Origin of the sequence: Bradyrhizobium sp. IC4059 (assembly GCF_020193615.1) — a bacterium.
In the GTDB taxonomy this organism is placed as follows: domain Bacteria; phylum Pseudomonadota; class Alphaproteobacteria; order Rhizobiales; family Xanthobacteraceae; genus Bradyrhizobium; species Bradyrhizobium yuanmingense.
Genome location: NZ_JADYVH010000005.1, coordinates 392,629 through 407,613, shown reverse-complemented (window position 1 = coordinate 407,613; position 14,985 = coordinate 392,629). Strand labels below are relative to the sequence as shown.

Sequence of the window (14,985 nt, the reverse complement as noted above, 5' to 3'; positions counted from 1 at the left end):
CAACAGGCCGCGCAGTTCTAGAGTGCCGCAGAAACCCGTCGAAACCGCAAATCCGGAGAAGTCGGGGCAATCAAGGTATAGTTATGGCGGACTTGCATACACCCCGGGGCCGCCCCCAACGGCAGCCCGGAAAACCACCCGTCCCAGCCCCAATGTGGGGGTAGCAGAGCGGTTTGGCGAGGCCAAATCACAAAATGGTCTTGCGAAACCGTCCCGGCCCCTATAACTAGCCCCAATCATCCACATATTTCGTCCCACCCACAACGGAGCGACAGTCCATGGCTCGCGTCACCGTAGAAGATTGTATCGACAAGGTCGACAACCGGTTTGACTTGGTCCTGCTGGCCGCCCACCGTGCCCGCATGATTTCATCCGGTTCACAACTAACGGTTGACCGCGATAACGACAAGAACCCTGTTGTGTCTTTGCGTGAAATTGCCGAGACGACGATCTCGCCGGAGGACCTCCGCGAGGAGCTGGTCCACTCGTTGCAGAAGTTCGTCGAGGTGGACGAGCCCGAGCCGGATACAGTGCCGCTGATCGGTTCCGCGGGGGCAAGCGTCGATGCCGACGACACCGAGGTCGCCGTGGAGCGCATGACCGAGGAGGAGCTGCTGAAGGGCCTGGAAGGCCTCGCGCCTCCCGAGGAGCAGCCCGAGGAAGACGAGTAATTCCTCCATCGCGATCATCTTCTTCTTGTGATCATATCAAAGGCCCGAACGATCGTTCGGGCCTTTGCTTTTGTTGGCCTTTTCGTGGTTACCATAGCGCTGCGGTCGGTGCTTGGCCCTGTCACTGAATTGATCGGACACGAGCGCGATCGGAGTTAGGATGTATGCAGCGGGCCGGTTCAAGCCCGTTTGAAGGCAGGACGGCATGGTATATCGGCGCCGCAGATCCACGCAGATGCAGGCCGCAACCGAATCGGTTGCCGTGGCCCCGACTGCGCCGGTCGCGCGCCCCGCCAGGCCTCGCGCCCGGATGATGCGTCAATATGACCTCGTCGAGCGCGTCAGGTCCTACAATCCCAACACCAATGAAGACCTGCTGAACCGTGCCTACGTCTACGCCATGAAGGCCCACGGCTCGCAGACCCGCGCCTCGGGCGATCCGTATTTCTCGCATCCGCTCGAGGTGGCTGCGATTCTCACCGACCTCAAGCTCGACGACGCCACCATCGTGGCCGCGCTGCTGCACGACACGATCGAGGACACCGAGGCAACGCGGGCCGAGATCGATCAGATCTTCGGCTCGGAGATCGGCGCGCTGGTCGATGGCCTGACCAAGCTGAAGCGGCTGGAGCTGGTGTCGCGGGAGGCTAAGCAGGCCGAGAATCTGCGCAAATTGTTGCTGGCCATTGCCGACGATGTCCGCGTGCTTTTGGTCAAGCTCGCCGACCGTCTGCACAACATGCGCACGCTGGACTTCGTGCCGACGGAATCGCGCCGGCGCATCGCCGAGGAGACGCTCGACATCTATGCGCCGCTGGCGGGGCGCATGGGCATGCAGGAAATGCGCGAGGAGCTGGAGGATCTGTCCTTCCGCACCCTCGATCCCGAAGCCTATTCGGTGGTGATGCAGCGGCTCGACGCGCTGGCTGAGCGCAACCGCAACCTGATCGGCGAGATCGAGGACCAGCTCTCCAACAATCTGCGCCACCGGGGCTTAGGGGCGCGGGTCTATGGTCGGCGCAAGAAGCCGTTCTCGATCTGGACCAAGATGGAGCGCAAGTCGGTCGGCTTCGAGCAATTGTCCGACATCTTCGGCTTCCGCCTCGTCGTCAGCGACGTCGAGGCCTGCTATCGCGCGCTCGGGATCGTCCACACCACCTGGCCGGTCGTGCCCGGACGTTTCAAGGACTATATCTCGACGCCGAAGCAGAACGACTACCGCTCGATCCACACCACGGTGATCGGCCCCGGCAACCAGCGCGTCGAGCTGCAGATCCGCACCGAGGCGATGGACCAGATCGCCGAGCGCGGCATCGCCGCGCACGTTTTCTACAAGGAGGGCGTGGGTTCGCCGACCGAATTCCTCAAGCGCGAGTCCAACGCGTTCGCCTGGCTGCGCCACACCATCGGCATCCTCTCGGAAAGCGCGAACCCGGAGGAATTCCTCGAGCACACCAAGCTCGAGCTGTTCCACGACCAGGTGTTCTGCTTCACCCCGAAGGGCAAGCTGATCGCGCTGCCGCGCCATGCCAACGTGATCGACTTCGCCTATGCGGTGCATACCGACGTCGGCAACAGCGCGGTGGGCTGCAAGATCAACGGCAAATTCGCGCCGCTGTCCTCGGAGCTTCAGAACGGCGACGAGGTCGAGGTGCTGACCTCGGAGGCGCAGTCCGCGCCGCCCTCGGCCTGGGAAACGCTCGCCGTCACCGGCAAGGCGCGTGCCGCGATCCGCCGCGCCACGCGCACCGCGGTGCGCGACCAATATGTCGGGCTCGGCCGGCGCATCGTCGAGCGCCTGTTCGAGCGCGCCAAGATCGAATACGCCGATGACAAGCTCAAGGGCGCGCTGCCGCGGCTCGCGCGCACCTCGATCGAGGACGTCATGGCGGCGGTCGGGCGCGGCGAGATCAAGGCCTCCCATGTCGCGCGTGCGATGTACCCGGATTACAAGGAGGAGCGCATCGCGCGCTACGGCGTCAAGAAGGGTCTTGCCGCCAAGCTCAAGGAGAAGGGGGTCTCCGAACAGTCGCGCAGCCCGGTCGCGATCCCGATCCGCGGCATCAATTCCGACCTTCCGGTGAAGTTCGCGCCGAACGGCGGCGCCGTCCCCGGCGATCGCATTGTCGGCATCGTCACGCCGGGCGAGGGCATCACGATCTATCCGATCCAGGCGCCGGCCCTGAAGGATTTCGAGGAGGAGCCGGAGCGCTGGCTCGACGTCCGCTGGGACATCGAGGATTCCGCGCCGCAACGCTTCCCGGCCCGCATCAAGGTCGAGAACGTCAATGAGCCCGGCGCGCTGGCGCAGATCGCGACCGTGATCGCCGAGCACGACGGCAACATCGACAACATCAGCATGCAGCGCCGCTCGCCCGATTTCACGGAGACGACGATCGATCTCGAAGTCTACGACTTGAAGCACCTCAGCGCGATCCTGGCCCAGCTGCGCGCGAAGGCGGTCGTCGCCAAAGTCGAACGTGTTAATGGATAGGCGCATCTCGCATGCGCCGTTCCCTCTGATTTCGCGAGTTCTGAAATGCCCGCACCTCCGCTCCGCCTCGGCGTCAATATCGATCACGTCGCAACCGTGCGTAACGCGCGCGGCGGCCGCCATCCCGATCCGGTGCGCGCCGCGCTGCTCGCGATCGAGGCCGGCGCCGACGGCATCACCGCACATTTGCGCGAGGACCGCCGGCACATCCGCGACGAGGACATGGCGCGCCTGAAGGCGGAGATCTCCAAGCCGCTCAATTTCGAGATGGCCGCGACGGACGACATGATGCGGATCTCGCTCGCCACCAAGCCGCACGCGGTGTGCCTGGTGCCGGAGCGGCGCCAGGAGGTAACGACCGAAGGCGGGTTGGACGTGGTCGGCCAGCGCAGCGCGCTCGCGCCCTATATCGCGCGGCTGAGCGAGGCCGGCATCCGCGTCTCGCTGTTCATCGCGGCCGATGCCGCCCAGATCGAGATGGCGGCACGGCTGCGCGCCCCTGTGATCGAGATCCACACCGGTGCCTGGTGCGATGCCGTCGTCGATGGCCACACCGACAAGGCCGAGGCTGAATGGCAGCGGATCGTGGCCGGGGTGAAGCTGGCGAAGGACGCGGGACTCGAGGTTCACGCCGGCCACGGGCTGGACTATGCGACGGCGGAGAAGATCGCGAGCTTGCCCGAAATCATGGAGCTGAACATCGGCTATTACATGATCGGCGAGGCGCTGTTCGTGGGGCTGGCCGAGACCGTGCGCAGCATGCGCGCGGCGATGGATCGTGGCCGGAGCCGGGCATGATCATCGGCATCGGCTCCGACCTGATCGACATCACCCGCGTCGCCAAGGTGATCGAGCGCCACGGCGAGCGTTTTCTCGACCGCATCTTCACCGCGGCCGAGCGGGCCAAGGCGGAACGGCGCGCCAAGAACGAGAAGATGGTGGTGGCGACCTACGCCAAGCGCTTCGCCGCCAAGGAGGCCTGCTCCAAGGCACTCGGCACCGGCATCAGGCGCGGCGTCTGGTGGCGCGACATGGGGGTGGTCAACCTGCCGGGCGGGCGGCCGACTATGCAGCTGACCGGCGGCGCGCTGGCCCGGCTCCAGGCCCTGACACCGGAGGGGTTCGAGGCGCGGATCGACCTTTCGATCACCGACGACTGGCCGCTGGCGCAGGCTTTTGTCGTCATTTCCGCCGTCCCGCTGCCGAAACCTTGATCGCGGCTCGGGCGTTTTGTGATTTTCTTTATAAATCAATATCTTAATCAGTTTTGATGCGATCCTTGATTGCGTGGCCTCCGACAACCGTCTAAAAGTCCGCGAACGCAAATCAGCCTGGGCGAATTCGGCTTTACGCCGGAATTGGCCCTCACTATCAGAATCAGGACAATCTCCTTGCGCCGCGAACCGGTGGGCCGTTCGCGGGAGGAGGGCGCTCTATGATCGCCGGCCGGAATTGAGAGAGCAATGAGCGTGACTTCGGGAACGAAAACTGAGAGCGGCGTCGGCGAAACGATCCGAGTCGTCATTCATGCTCTCCTGATCGCGCTCGTGATCCGCACCTTCCTGTTTCAGCCTTTCAACATCCCGTCCGGCTCGATGAAGGCGACGCTGCTGGTCGGCGACTATCTGTTCGTCTCGAAATATTCCTATGGCTACAGCCATTACTCGATTCCATTCTCGCCGCCACTGTTCTCGGGACGGATCTGGGGCTCGGACCCCGCTCGTGGCGACATCGTCGTGTTTCGCCTGCCGAAGGACGATTCCACCGACTACATCAAGCGCGTGATCGGCCTTCCCGGCGACCGTGTCCAGATGCGGGACGGGCTGCTCTACATCAACGATACGCCCGTCGAGCGGCAGCGCATGAGCGAATATGTCGGCGAGGACCCTTGCGGCTCGGAAGGCGGCGGCATCTCCCGGGTGAAGCGCTGGAAGGAGACGCTGCCGAACGGCGTGTCCTATGAGACGCTGGACTGCGCCGACAACGGCTACATGGACAACACCAACGTCTACACCGTCCCGGCCGGCCACTTCTTCATGATGGGTGACAACCGCGACAACTCCACCGATAGCCGCTTTCTCGGCCAGGTCGGCTACGTCCCGCAGGAGCACTTGATCGGCCGCGCCCAGATGATCTTCTTCTCCATCGCTGAAGGCGAGCACGCCTGGATGCTCTGGCGCTGGCCGTGGGCGGTGCGCTGGAATCGGTTCTTCAAAATCGTCCGATGAAAGACGAAGCCAAGGACATCGCGATCCAACCGACCGAGGTGCAAGCCGCTCCCGAGGGCGAAGCTGCGGCGAAGGCGCCTGCCAAGAAGAAACGGCCGCGGAGCAGCAAGGCCAAGGGCACGAATGCCAACGCGGCGCTCGAGGCGCGGATCGGCCACAGCTTCGCCGATCCAAATATGCTGATGCAGGCGATCACGCATGTCTCGGCCCTGAAGTCCGGGCGCAAGCGAGGCGACAGCTATCAGCGGCTGGAATTCCTCGGCGACCACGTGCTCGGGCTCGTCGTCTCCGACATGCTCTATCACGCCTTCCCGAACGCCGATGAGGGCGAGCTGTCCAAGCGGCTTGCCGAGCTCGTGCGCAAGGAGAGCTGCGCGGACGTCGCCAAGTCGCTCGGTCTCGTCGACGACATCAAGCTGGGCTCGGTCGGCTCCAGTGCCGATGCCCGCCTGCGCAAATCCATCCTCGGCGACATCTGCGAGGCCGTGATCGGCGCCATCTACCTCGACGGCGGCCATGCGGCGGCAGCCGAATTCGTCAAGCGCAACTGGACCGAGCGGATGCACAAGCCGCGCCGGCCCTTGCGCGATCCCAAGACCGTGCTGCAGGAATGGGCGCAAGGCAAGGGACTGCCGACGCCTGTCTATCGCGAGGTCGAGCGCACCGGCCCGCATCACGATCCGCAGTTCCGTGTCGCCGTCGATCTGCCGGGCCTGGCCCCCGCCGAGGGTATCGGCGGCAGCAAGCGCGCGGCAGAGAAAGTGGCAGCCTCAGTGATGATCGAACGCGAAGGCGTCGGCGGCAGCAATGACGGTTGAAGCAAGCGGCGGGGCACCCGGCGCGACGCGCTGCGGCTTCGTCGCGCTGATCGGCGCGCCGAATGTCGGCAAGTCGACGCTGGTCAACGCGCTGGTCGGCGCCAAGGTCACGATCGTCTCGCGCAAGGTGCAAACCACGCGCGCGCTGATCCGCGGTATCGTCATCGAGAACAACGCGCAAATTATCCTTGTCGACACGCCCGGCATCTTCTCGCCCAAGCGCCGGCTCGACCGCGCCATGGTCTCGACCGCCTGGAGCGGGGCGCATGATGCCGATCTGGTCTGCGTGCTGCTCGATGCCAAAACGGGCATCGACGAGGAGGCGGAGGCGATCCTCGCCAAGGCCGCCAGCGTCAATCACGACAAGATCCTCGTCATCAACAAGGTCGACCTGGTCCAACGCGAGAAGCTGCTGGCGCTGGCGCAGGCGGCCAACGAGCGCATGACTTTCGTGCGGACGTTCATGATTTCGGCGATCTCGGGCGATGGCGTCGACGACATCCGCAAGACGCTCGCGGACATGGTGCCGCCGGGTCCGTTCCTCTACCCCGAGGACCAGATGTCGGACGCGCCGATGCGGCAGCTGGCGGCCGAGATCACCCGCGAGAAGATCTATCAGAAGCTGCACCAGGAATTGCCCTACCAGTCCACGGTCGAGACCGACAAGTGGGAGGACCGCAAGGACAAGTCTGTGCGGATCGAGCAGACGATCTACGTCGAGCGCGAAAGCCAGCGCAAGATCGTGCTCGGCAAGGGCGGCGCCACCATCAAGTCGATCGGCGCCGACTCGCGGAAAGAGCTGATGCAGATTCTGGACGTGCCGGTGCACCTGTTCCTGTTCGTCAAGGTGCGCGAGAACTGGGGCGACGATCCCGATCGCTATCGCGAGATGGGCCTGGACTTCCCAAAAGAATAACCAAGAAAAGATCGGCATCCGATGAGCCTACCCACCAACGTCCAGCGCTTCGAAGCGCTGCTCTATGCATCGTTGATGCTGGACGCCGTCTCGGTCGCCGTGCAGGACCGCACCCCCAATGCCGCGGTGACCGAGCAGATGATCATGACCGGGACGCTGCTCGCCGGCGGCATGATCCTCCTGCTGCTCTATTTCGTCCGGCTGGCCGCGCATCATCGCAAGAACTGGCCACGCTGGGTGCTGGCGGCGGCCCTCGTGTTGTCGGTGATCTCGCTCGGCCAGATCATCGGCGAGAAGGGCCTGGAGCTCGACAGCGCCATCGAGATCGTCTCCTGCGCGCTGACGACGATGGGCCTGTATTTCTCCTTCAGCGGCGACGCGCGGGACTGGTTCAACGCGTGAGGCGCCGTAGGGTGGATTAGCGAAGCGTAATCCACCTTTGACGTGCACGGGCGATTGGCGGATTACGCCTTCGGCTAATCCGCCCTACGATTGAACGCCGGAATCCGCTACACTTCCCCTATGGAATGGACCGATGAAGGCATCGTGCTGGGGGTGCGGCGGCATGGCGAATCCAGCGCCATCGTCGAGCTGTTGACGCGCGCGCATGGCCGGCATCTCGGCCTCGTCCGCGGTGGCGCCGGCTCGCGGATGCGGCCGCTGCTGCAGCCGGGGAACAGCGTCAGTGTGGTGTGGCGGGCGCGGCTCGACGAGCACCTGGGCACCTATGCGATCGAGGGATTGAAGCTGCGCGCGGCAACGCTGCTGGCATCGTCCCACGGCGTCTACGGAGTCACCCATCTCGCCTCCGTCGCGCGGCTGTTGCCGGAGCGCGATCCGCATGAGGACATCTTTGCGCTGCTCGAGCATTCGCTCGACGATTTCGACGACATCGGCAGCGCGGCCGTGCACCTGATCCATTTCGAGCTGGCGATGCTCGCCGAGCTGGGCTTTGGGCTGGCGCTGGACAATTGTGCAGTGACCGGCGAGACTACGGACCTGATCTATGTCTCGCCGAAATCAGGCGGCGCGGTATCGCGTAGCGCGGGCGAGCCGTGGCGCGACCGGCTGTTGCGCCTGCCGCCGTTCCTGCGCCAGGGCGAAACCGCGGGCGATCTCACCGAACAGGATCTCCAGGACGGCTTCCGGCTCACCGGCCTGTTCCTGCTCCGCCACGTGCTGGAGCCGCGCGGCCAGGGCCATTCCGATGCGCGGGCCGGCTTCATCAACGCCCTGATGCGGCAGCAGGCGAGGGCGGCGATCCCGGCGCCATGACGTAATGGCTACCCAGCCTTGCCCAGCAGCATTCAGTTCCCTGGAACGAAATCGGCCCACGCGGACTTGGGGCTTGAGGTTCCACATCGGGGGGACAGCCCAAATGTTGATCAAGGGATTCGCTTTGTCCGCGACGCTGCTTGCGCTCGCGCCCGACGCCATGGCTGGCGAGCCGCAGCCCGGGGCGTTTCGCCGGGCCTCGTGCACGGTGGTGCGGTACTATGTGGCGAAATATTCCGCTGCCGCTGCAGAGACATGGGCGCGGTCGCGGGGCGCGACCGACGCCGAGATCGAGGCCGCCCGCCGTTGCCTGACCAATGCGCCGGCGCCTGCGCAAACACCTGGTCCAGCCCCAACCCAGACCGTCACAGCCGGCTGGGCAGGCTAGTACGTCGCCCACAGGGAACCATTCGATCCTTGCCCGATTCGCTTCCACGGTTTAACCGGGCGGCATGGGAAAACGAATCGTTCCGCCTGAAGAACCGGCTGAAATCCACGAGGTGCCGCTGCGTGAGGCGCTGGAAGAGCGCTATCTCGCTTATGCCCTCTCCACCATCATGCACCGTGCGCTGCCGGACGCGCGCGACGGCCTGAAGCCGGTGCACCGGCGCATCCTCTACGGCATGCGCCTGCTCAGGCTCGACCCCGGCACGGCCTTCAAGAAGTCGGCCAAGATCGTCGGCGACGTGATGGGCTCGTTCCATCCGCACGGCGACCAGGCGATCTACGACGCCATGGTCCGCCTCGCGCAGGATTTCTCCTCGCGATATCCGCTGGTCGACGGTCAGGGCAATTTCGGCAATATCGACGGCGATAACCCCGCCGCCTACCGCTACACCGAAGCGCGCATGACCGACGTCGCGCGGCTTCTGCTCGAGGGCATCGACGAGGACGGGGTCGAATTCCGCGCCAACTACGACGGCCAGTCGAAAGAGCCCATCGTGCTGCCGGGCGGCTTCCCGAACCTGCTCGCCAACGGCGCGCAGGGCATCGCGGTCGGCATGGCGACCTCGATCCCGCCGCACAACGCCGCCGAGCTGTGCGATGCCGCGCTGCACCTGATCGAGAAGCCCGACGCAAAGTCGAAGGCACTGCTCAAGTGGGTCAAGGGCCCGGATTTCCCGACCGGCGGCATCATCGTCGATTCCAAGCAGGCGATTGCGGAAGCCTACACCACCGGCCGCGGCTCGTTCCGCGTCCGAGCGCGGTGGACGCAGGAGGAGGGCGCACGCGGCACCTGGGCCGTCGTCGTCACAGAGATTCCGTTCCTGGTGCAGAAGTCGCGTCTGATCGAGAAGGTCGCCGAGCTGCTGGACCAGAAGAAGCTGCCGCTGGTCGGCGACATCAGGGACGAATCGGCCGAAGACGTCCGCATCGTGATCGAGCCGAAGTCGAAGAACGTCGATCCGGCGCTGATGATGGAATCGCTGTTCCGCCTCACCGAGCTCGAAAACAAGATTCCGCTGAACCTCAACGTCCTGATCAAGGGGCGCATCCCCAAGGTCGTGGGGCTCGCGGAGTGCTTGCGCGAATGGCTCGACCATCTGCGCGACGTGCTGATCCGCCGCAGCAACTACCGCAAGGCGCAGATCGAGCACCGGCTGGAAGTGCTCGGCGGCTTCCTGATCGCATACCTGAACATCGACAAGGTGATCAGGATGATCCGCACCGAGGACGAGCCGAAGCCTGAGCTGATGAAGGCGTTCAAGCTCACCGAGGTGCAGGCGGAAGCCATCCTCAACATGCGCCTGCGCTCCTTGCGCAAGCTCGAGGAGATGGAGATCCGCACCGAGGACAAGAACCTCCGCGCCGAGCTCAAGGGCATCAACGCGGTGCTCGCCTCGGAAGCCGAGCAGTGGAAGAAGGTCGGCGAGCAGGTTGGCAAGGTCCGCGACATGTTCGGACCGAAGACACCGCTCGGCAAGCGTCGCACCACCTTCGCGGATGCGCCCGAGCACGACCTCGCCGCGATCGAGGAGGCCTTCGTCGAGCGCGAGCCGGTGACGGTTGTCGTCTCCGACAAGGGCTGGATCCGCACCATGAAGGGGCATGTCGAGGATCTCTCCGGCCTCGCCTTCAAGCAGGACGACAAGCTCGGCTTCGCCTTCTTCGCCGAGACGACCTCGAAGCTGCTGCTGTTCGCCACCAACGGCAAGTTCTACTCGCTCGACGTCGCCAAGCTGCCGGGCGGCCGCGGCCATGGCGAGCCGATCCGATTGTTCATCGACCTCGAGCAGGAGGCCGCGCCCGTCGCGCTGTTCGTCAACAAGGGCGGCCGCAAATTCCTGGTCGCCAGCCACGAGGGCCAGGGTTTTGTGGTCAACGAGGACGATTGCGTTGGCACCACCAAGAAGGGCAAGCAGGTCCTCAACGTGGACATGCCGAACGAGGCCCGCGCGATCACCGAGGTGACGGGCGACACCGTCGCCGTCATCGGCGAGAACCGCAAGATGCTGGTCTTCCCGCTCGACCAGGTGCCGGAAATGGCCCGCGGCCGCGGCGTGCGCCTGCAGAAATACAAGGACGGCGGCCTGTCCGACGTTGCGGTATTCGACGCCAAGGCGGGCCTGACCTGGAAGGATTCCGCAGGACGCGAATTCTCCGCGACCATGAAGGAGCTGGCGGAATGGCAGGGCACCCGCGCCGACGCCGGCCGCCTGCCGCCGAAGGGTTCCCCGAAGTCGAACAAGTTCGGTCGGGTGATCGGGTAGGGCACTGGCCCCAACTGTCGCCGCAACGACGCTGTCATCCCCCGCCTAGTGCGCAATTGCGCACGGGGGCGGGGCATCCAGTACGCCGCGGCTTCTCCGTATCCATCAGCTGTCTCTGGAATACGGGGTCGCCCGGTCAAGCCGGGCGGCGACAGCGCGTGTTGTGCTCTCTGCTTCTCCACCGTCATTGCGAGCGCAGCGAAGCAATCCAGAATCCCACCGCGGAAAGACTCTGGATTGCTTCGCTGCGCTCGCAATGACGAGCTGCGACAGCCTCGCTCTCCAACTGTAAGTATGTGCATCCTGCAAACGCGTGGCAGCTAGCTATGAGCGCATACGTGTGGGCACGAACATTGCTTTTTCCTGCTGAACGCAAACGGCTGGTCAAAAGGCAAAAACACCCCAATGCTCAAACTGAAGGCTTTCATTCCCGCGCTGGTCGGCCTTGCGCTGGCGGCGGCGCCCGCGCATGCGGCGGGCAATCTCGTCGCGGTGCTCGAGGCGGAGATTGTCACGCTCGATCCGCATTTCTCCACGGCCTATATTTCGCGCACGTTCGGCTACATGGTGTTCGACACGCTGTTTGCGAAGGATGCCAAGGGCGACATCAAGCCGCAAATGGTGCAGGACTGGAAAGTCTCGCCCGATGGCTTGACCTATACGTTCACGCTGCGCGACGGCCTGAAATGGCACGACGGCCAGCCCGTCACGGCAGCCGATTGCGTGGCCTCGCTGCGTCGCTGGGGCACCCGCAGCGCACTCGGCCGCCGCATTTTCGCGATCACGGCTTCGCTCGAGCCGGTCGATGCGAAAACCTTCGTGCTGACGCTGAAGGAGCCGTCCGGCCTCGTCATCGACGCGCTCGGCAATCCCGTCAGCCCGGTCGCTTTCATGATGCCCGAGCGCATCGCGAAGACGCCCGGCGACCAGCGCATCACCGAGATCGTCGGCTCCGGCCCGTTCGTCTACAGCAAGGCCGACCACCGCACCGGCGACCGCATGATCCTGAAGAAGTTCGGCGACTATGTGCCGCGTCCCGAGCCCGCGGACTTCCTGGCCGGCGGCAAGCGCGTCAATGTCGACACGCTCGAGGTGCGCGTCATTCCCGATGGTGCGACTGCCGCCTCTGCGCTGCAGGCCGGCGAAATCGATTTCATGCAGTACGCGCCGTTCGATCTGCTGCCGCAGCTGGAGAAGAACACGCGCGTCAAGCTCGTCAACTACACCGGCGGCAACATGTTCGCGGGCGCCTACCGTCTCAACGCGGCCTCGAAGCCGTTCGATGATCCAGAAATCCGCCGCGTGCTGTGGAAGCTGGTCGACCAGCGCGAAGTGCTGGATGCGCTCGGGCTCGACGCCAAATACGCCACCCCTTGCGCGACCTACTTCACCTGCGGCACCACATACGAGAGCAAGGCCGGCACGGAAGCCGCCGCAAAGCCTTCGATCGAAGCGGCGAAGGCTGCGCTGAAGGCGACCAAATATGCCGGCGAGCCCGTCGTCGTGATGCAGGCCAACGACCTCGAAGCCCCGCGCGTTTCGGCGCAGGTGCTCGCCGAGCGGCTGAAGGCGGCCGGCTTCAACGTCGATCTGCAGGTGATGGACTGGGCGAGCGTGCTGGCGCGCCGCGCCAAGAAGGAGGGCTGGAGCGTCTATGGCGTCCACGCCGGCGGCTTCGACCTCGGCTCGCCGCTGACCAATGTCATGGTTGCCTTCAACTGTGCCGACTTCACCGGCTGGCAATGCGATGCGCGTATCACCCCTCTGATGGAAGCCTTCGCCAAGGCGCCGGCCGAGGCGGACCGGAAGAAGATCGCGGGCGAGATCCAGGCCGTCATGTACGATCAGGCGCCCGGAATCCCGTGGGGCCAGTTCGCGCAGCCGGCCGCCTATCGCGCGACTTTGCGCGGTCTGATACCGTCCGCCATCCCGGTGTTCTGGAACGTTGAGAAGTAGCGCGATGTACGATGTCATTGTTGTCGGCGGCGGCTCCGCCGGCGCCGCCGTGGCCGCAAGGCTCTCCGAAGATCCCGCACGGCGCGTCCTGCTGCTCGAGGCGGGGCTCGACTGGCGCGCCGACGAGGCGCCCTGGGAGGTGCGGACGCCGAATCCGATCCCGATCATCCACAAGCGCGAGTACCAGGAGAAATGGCAATGGCCCGATCTTCTGACGCGCCGCGTCGCTGGGCAGGAGCCGCGCTTCTACTGGCGCGGCAAGGGGCTCGGCGGCTCGTCGATGATGAACGGCCAGATCGCGATCCGCGGCGTTGCCGATGCGTTCGACGAATGGGCGGCCAATGGCTGCACCGGCTGGTCGGCGAAAGAGGTGATGCCGCTGTTTTCGGTGATCGAGGACGATCTGGAATTCGGCGATGTCGAGGACCACGGCCGCGGCGGGCCACTGCCGGTCTACCGCGCGCCTTTGCAAAAGTGGGGTCCGATCGACCGCGGCTTGCGCGATGCGGCACTTGCGAGCGGCTATCCCTGGTGCGCCGACGTCAATGGTCCGGACGGCGAGGGCGTTGCGTGCTACCCCATCAACAGCCGCGACTTGCGCCGCATCACCACCAACGAGGGCTATCTCGAGCCCGCGCGCGGGCGCGCCAATCTGGAGATCCGCGGGCATGCGCTGGTCGATCGCGTGCTGATCAGCGACGGACGGGCAACGGGTGTCCGCGTCCATATCCAGGGGCAGGGCACCGACGAGATCAGCGCACGTCAGATCGTGCTGTGCGCCGGCGCCATCCACAGTCCGGCGATCCTGCTGCGCTCGGGCATCGGGCCGGCTGAGGAGTTGAAGGCGATGGGGATCGCGGTCGAGCGCGATCTGCCGGTCGGCCGCCATTTCTTCGACCATCCGCTGTTTCGCGCCACGATCCAGCTCCGGGACGAGCTTCGTCCCACCGATCCGGATACGCGCCACACCAATTGCTGCGTGACCTATTCCTCCGGCCTCGCCAATGGCGGCAAGCGCGACATGATCCTGATCGCCTTCAATCATCGCGGCATCGGGAACCCCGGAGCGATCGGCGCGGGGCTGTTCAACGCCTATTCGCGCGGGACGCTCAAGCTGGCCTCGACCGATCCTGCAATCGATCCGGTCGTCGAGGAGAACATGCTGGCCGATCCGCGCGACATGCTGCGCATGATCGATGCGGTGAAACGCCTCGCGGTCATCACGTCGCAGCCGGCGCTGTCAGGCATCGCCGACTGGATCAGGCTCGCTGACACGGATTTGACGCTGCCGCAGGCCGCCAGCCTGCCCGATCACGAGCTCGACGCGGTGCTGCGCCGCGAGACCGGCGACATCCAGCATGCCGCCGGCAGCTGCCGCATGAGCGGCGGGAACGACCCCGATGGCGTGGTCAACCCCGATGGTACCGTGAAAGGGATCAGCGGCCTTCGCGTCGCCGACGCCTCGATCATGCCGTCCGATTGCCGCGCCAACACGCACTTCACGACGGTGGTGATCGGGGAAGCGATCGCGCGGATGATGATGCGATAGCCAGCGGCCAGGATCTGCCATGTGATGAGTCGTGCGCGCTACGCGGAAGGGTACGTCGAGTGGCCGCGGGACTGGAATCAATTGAACGTTGCGCAACATCGTTCCTAGCGATGTTGAAAGCCTCCGACGAATATCATCAGGAACGTTTGCGCGCGGCTTCGATTGGCATGTCATCGTCAATCGGAGTTTGAACCATGCGAAAGACAATCTTCTCAGTAGCCATGTGTGCGTTGCTTGCCGGCGCCTCGATCGGGTTCGCCCATGCGCAGGCGGGCGGAGGTGCCGGAGGCGGGGCCGGCGCAGGTGGAGCGGGCGGCGCGGGTGCGGGCGCTAGCGCCGGGGCCGGAGGAACCAGCGGCGGAACGAG

Annotated in this window: 13 protein-coding genes; all 13 read left to right on the top strand. The window is 65.0% G+C overall.

Features of this window, described 5'->3' with window-relative positions:
• Positions 1-278: 278 nt before the first annotated feature.
• Entirely contained in the window at positions 279-671 is a 393-nt protein-coding gene (gene rpoZ, locus I6F12_RS18490; protein WP_007603391.1) for a DNA-directed RNA polymerase subunit omega, read from the top strand.
• 205 nt (positions 672-876) lie between these two features.
• Positions 877-3,165, top strand: coding sequence for a bifunctional (p)ppGpp synthetase/guanosine-3',5'-bis(diphosphate) 3'-pyrophosphohydrolase (locus tag I6F12_RS18485; protein ID WP_036015037.1), 2,289 nt, complete (start codon positions 877-879; stop codon positions 3,163-3,165).
• 45 nt (positions 3,166-3,210) lie between these two features.
• Positions 3,211-3,963 carry a pyridoxine 5'-phosphate synthase gene (locus tag I6F12_RS18480; RefSeq protein ID WP_225156968.1) on the top strand — a complete coding sequence of 251 codons (753 nt, stop codon included), beginning with the start codon at positions 3,211-3,213 and terminating at the stop codon, positions 3,961-3,963.
• On the top strand, positions 3,960-4,379 hold the full coding sequence (gene acpS, locus I6F12_RS18475) for a holo-ACP synthase (RefSeq protein WP_025036721.1): 420 nt from the start codon (positions 3,960-3,962) through the stop codon (positions 4,377-4,379). The genes I6F12_RS18480 and acpS overlap by 4 nt, the downstream gene beginning before the upstream one ends.
• Positions 4,380-4,628: 249 nt before the next feature.
• Complete coding sequence (lepB, locus tag I6F12_RS18470; protein ID WP_036015031.1) at positions 4,629-5,393, top strand: signal peptidase I; 765 nt, start codon at positions 4,629-4,631, stop codon at positions 5,391-5,393.
• Positions 5,390-6,211 (top strand): ribonuclease III, encoded by an 822-nt coding sequence (gene rnc / locus I6F12_RS18465; protein WP_036015029.1) that lies wholly within the window; start codon positions 5,390-5,392, stop codon positions 6,209-6,211. The genes lepB and rnc overlap by 4 nt, the downstream gene beginning before the upstream one ends.
• A complete protein-coding gene (gene era / locus I6F12_RS18460) occupies positions 6,201-7,127 on the top strand; it encodes a GTPase Era (protein WP_225156967.1) in 927 nt (308 codons plus the stop codon). The genes rnc and era overlap by 11 nt, the downstream gene beginning before the upstream one ends.
• A 21-nt stretch (positions 7,128-7,148) precedes the next feature.
• Positions 7,149-7,529 carry a hypothetical protein gene (locus I6F12_RS18455; RefSeq protein ID WP_036039208.1) on the top strand — a complete coding sequence of 127 codons (381 nt, stop codon included), beginning with the start codon at positions 7,149-7,151 and terminating at the stop codon, positions 7,527-7,529.
• Positions 7,530-7,649: 120 nt separating this feature from the next.
• Entirely contained in the window at positions 7,650-8,402 is a 753-nt protein-coding gene (recO, locus tag I6F12_RS18450) for a DNA repair protein RecO (RefSeq protein WP_225156966.1), read from the top strand.
• Between the two features lie 103 nt (positions 8,403-8,505).
• On the top strand, positions 8,506-8,790 hold the full coding sequence (locus tag I6F12_RS18445) for a hypothetical protein (protein ID WP_225144649.1): 285 nt from the start codon (positions 8,506-8,508) through the stop codon (positions 8,788-8,790).
• Between the two features lie 64 nt (positions 8,791-8,854).
• Positions 8,855-11,113: a DNA topoisomerase IV subunit A gene (gene parC, locus I6F12_RS18440; RefSeq protein WP_225156965.1), complete on the top strand. Its 2,259-nt coding sequence runs from the start codon at positions 8,855-8,857 to the stop codon at positions 11,111-11,113.
• 405 nt (positions 11,114-11,518) lie between these two features.
• Positions 11,519-13,069, top strand: a complete 1,551-nt coding sequence (locus tag I6F12_RS18435) for an ABC transporter substrate-binding protein (protein WP_225156964.1) — start codon at positions 11,519-11,521, stop codon at positions 13,067-13,069.
• A gap of 4 nt (positions 13,070-13,073) precedes the next feature.
• On the top strand, positions 13,074-14,618 hold the full coding sequence (locus I6F12_RS18430) for a GMC family oxidoreductase N-terminal domain-containing protein (RefSeq protein ID WP_225156963.1): 1,545 nt from the start codon (positions 13,074-13,076) through the stop codon (positions 14,616-14,618).
• Positions 14,619-14,985 lie beyond the last annotated feature (367 nt).

Excerpts from the sequence above, each read along its gene's own strand:
- rpoZ (WP_007603391.1), top strand. The coding sequence starts at position 279 with ATGGCTCGCGTCACCGTAGAAGATTGTATCGACAAGGTCGACAACCGG.
- I6F12_RS18485 (WP_036015037.1), top strand. The coding sequence starts at position 877 with ATGGTATATCGGCGCCGCAGATCCACGCAGATGCAGGCCGCAACCGAA.
- I6F12_RS18480 (WP_225156968.1), top strand. The coding sequence starts at position 3,211 with ATGCCCGCACCTCCGCTCCGCCTCGGCGTCAATATCGATCACGTCGCA.
- acpS (WP_025036721.1), top strand. The coding sequence starts at position 3,960 with ATGATCATCGGCATCGGCTCCGACCTGATCGACATCACCCGCGTCGCC.
- lepB (WP_036015031.1), top strand. The coding sequence starts at position 4,629 with ATGAGCGTGACTTCGGGAACGAAAACTGAGAGCGGCGTCGGCGAAACG.
- rnc (WP_036015029.1), top strand. The coding sequence starts at position 5,390 with ATGAAAGACGAAGCCAAGGACATCGCGATCCAACCGACCGAGGTGCAA.
- era (WP_225156967.1), top strand. The coding sequence starts at position 6,201 with ATGACGGTTGAAGCAAGCGGCGGGGCACCCGGCGCGACGCGCTGCGGC.
- I6F12_RS18455 (WP_036039208.1), top strand. The coding sequence starts at position 7,149 with ATGAGCCTACCCACCAACGTCCAGCGCTTCGAAGCGCTGCTCTATGCA.
- recO (WP_225156966.1), top strand. The coding sequence starts at position 7,650 with ATGGAATGGACCGATGAAGGCATCGTGCTGGGGGTGCGGCGGCATGGC.
- I6F12_RS18445 (WP_225144649.1), top strand. The coding sequence starts at position 8,506 with ATGTTGATCAAGGGATTCGCTTTGTCCGCGACGCTGCTTGCGCTCGCG.
- parC (WP_225156965.1), top strand. The coding sequence starts at position 8,855 with ATGGGAAAACGAATCGTTCCGCCTGAAGAACCGGCTGAAATCCACGAG.
- I6F12_RS18435 (WP_225156964.1), top strand. The coding sequence starts at position 11,519 with ATGCTCAAACTGAAGGCTTTCATTCCCGCGCTGGTCGGCCTTGCGCTG.
- I6F12_RS18430 (WP_225156963.1), top strand. The coding sequence starts at position 13,074 with ATGTACGATGTCATTGTTGTCGGCGGCGGCTCCGCCGGCGCCGCCGTG.